Source organism: Streptococcus marimammalium DSM 18627 (assembly GCF_000380045.1).
GTDB lineage: Bacteria > Bacillota > Bacilli > Lactobacillales > Streptococcaceae > Streptococcus > Streptococcus marimammalium.
The window spans coordinates 1-2163 of record NZ_KB904354.1 but is presented as its reverse complement, the minus strand read 5'-3'; the positions used below and the strand labels follow the sequence as shown (position 1 = coordinate 2163).

The following is a 2163-nucleotide window of genomic DNA, read 5'->3' as shown; positions in this document are numbered from 1 at the left end:
TGATTCTTTTGACAGGTTATTTTATTAACCCTGCACGTTTGGTTTCTTGTCTTGTTCAGTTTTCAAAGGTCATTACTCTTTCGAGACAACTATTACATTCTAGCACCTCTTGTTTGCTTTGTCAATACATTTTGAAGAAAAATAATAACAATATTTTTAAAATATGCTAAGAATAGTATAGCAAAAAAACTAGCATATATCTAGTTTTTTATTTTTTATTCATATTATAATGTTAAATATTGTAAAAAAGATAAGCTATTCAATAATTTTAATTTAATTGGCTTAAATACTTAACTAAAACCATTGATAACAACTTAAAAAGAGCTCGCAGTTATTAATCTTATCAAAAATCATTTAAAAGAATTCAATTATTACTAAGTAAATCGATTTTTTAAAATGAGTAATTTTTTCAGTTAATTTGATAATAGAAAATTTTTATTGTTGCTTTTTTGAAGCAATTACTGAGTGATGATAACCATATAAAAGATAAATAACAATCCCAATTAGTGTTGTCATGCCAAATGCTAACCAAGTTGTTATTTCATATTGACTCATAAGTGAAAGGCATATAATAATCGATATGATTGGTAATAATGGGACAAAAGGTGTTTTGAACTCACCTTTTTTAGGTAAGCCTTCGTTTTTTCTCAATTTAATGATGCCATAAGCTAATATAATAAGGTAAGCCAATGTACATATATTTAAAAACGAAGCAATGCTTGCAATAGGAAATACTCCTGCACAAATAGCTGCAACAATCCCTACTAAAAGTGTCGCATTCTTTGGTACTCTTTCTTTCTTTGAAACTTTGCTAAATATTTTTGGTAATAATCCATCACGACTAATGCTGTATATTATTCTAGCTAAAGCATATGACATTGATATACAAACTGTGATCAAAGTTAAAATGGCAATTATAGAAACATAATTAGCCGCCCAAGTCAAGCCAATACTTCTTAGAGCAAAAGCAACAGCGTCACTCACATTTAATTTTGTATAGTGAACCATACCAGTTAATACAAGAGTAACAACAATATAAAGGAAAGTTACAATTGACAATGACAAAGCAATTCCTTTAGGGATATTTTTTTGTGGTTCATTAACCTCGTCTACAGCCATTGAAATTGACTCAAAACCAAGAAAGGCAAAAAACATTAAAGATGCTCCTGCCATAATTCCTGTCTGTCCACCATAAATTTGACCAAAACCAAATGGTGAAAAGTTGGCCCAATTATTCAAATCAATGTGAAATAACCCTACTAATATAAATAAAAATAGTGCAGAAAATTTTAAAATGACCAATACATTGTTAAGTTTAAAAACAATTTTTGAATTTAATAATACGATAGCAGTTACTAAAACAACAACTAAAATTGGAAAAAGATCAACATAATGACCTTGTGATAGGTCAAAAGTACCGTTGAGAGCATCTGGTAATTTTAAACCATAACTAGATAAAAGCCCTTTAAAATAAGCACCCCAACCTGATGCGACTCCTGAAATAGCTGTCAAAAATTCCATGATAATGTACCATCCAACAATCCAGGCGGGAAACTCACCCATTGTTCGATATATATAACTATAAGCACCACCATTAGTGGGAATTCTTGAAGCAAACTCAGCAAAAAATAATGCAGATAACCCTACTGAAATAGCTGAAATGATGATAGATATTATAAGAGCTGGACCTGCAAAATTAGCAGCACCAATACCTGTAACAGTCAAAATCCCTGTTCCAACCATTGAACCTAATCCTAGAAAAATTAAATCATTAATTTTGAGATGTCTATTAAGTTCTGTTTTTTTTTCTAATTTTATTTTTTTTCTAAAGATTCCCATAAATTTCCTCACTTCATGATAATTATATAAGTCTACCATATTATTTAAATCTTGTAAAATTATACCGATTATAAAAATTTATACATTTTGAATCAAAAAACAAAAAACTCCTATCATTAATAAGATAAGAGTTTTTTTATTTTTATTAACGAGAACGTTTAGATTTATATATAATAAATCCTACTAGAAAAAGAGTGGCAAAACCAAGAATACTAAACAAGATTTTATTTGACTCTCCTGTTTTTGGTAATGGTTTTTCTGGACGATGGACATTGGTAATGTCATAGCCCTTAATGACTGTAGTATAGCCTTTAACAGCATCTT

General features: G+C 29.1%; 2 protein-coding genes. Both read right to left on the bottom strand.

Translation table 11 applies throughout. From position 1 onward, the window contains the following. Positions 1–435 precede the first annotated feature (435 nt). Positions 436–1839 carry an APC family permease gene (locus A3I1_RS0104425; protein ID WP_018370105.1) on the bottom strand — a complete coding sequence of 468 codons (1404 nt, stop codon included), beginning with the start codon at positions 1837–1839 and terminating at the stop codon, positions 436–438. A 145-nt stretch (positions 1840–1984) separates the two neighbouring features. Next, positions 1985–2119 (bottom strand): LPXTG cell wall anchor domain-containing protein, encoded by a 135-nt coding sequence (locus A3I1_RS08680; RefSeq protein WP_419756768.1) that lies wholly within the window; start codon positions 2117–2119, stop codon positions 1985–1987. Positions 2120–2163 lie beyond the last annotated feature (44 nt).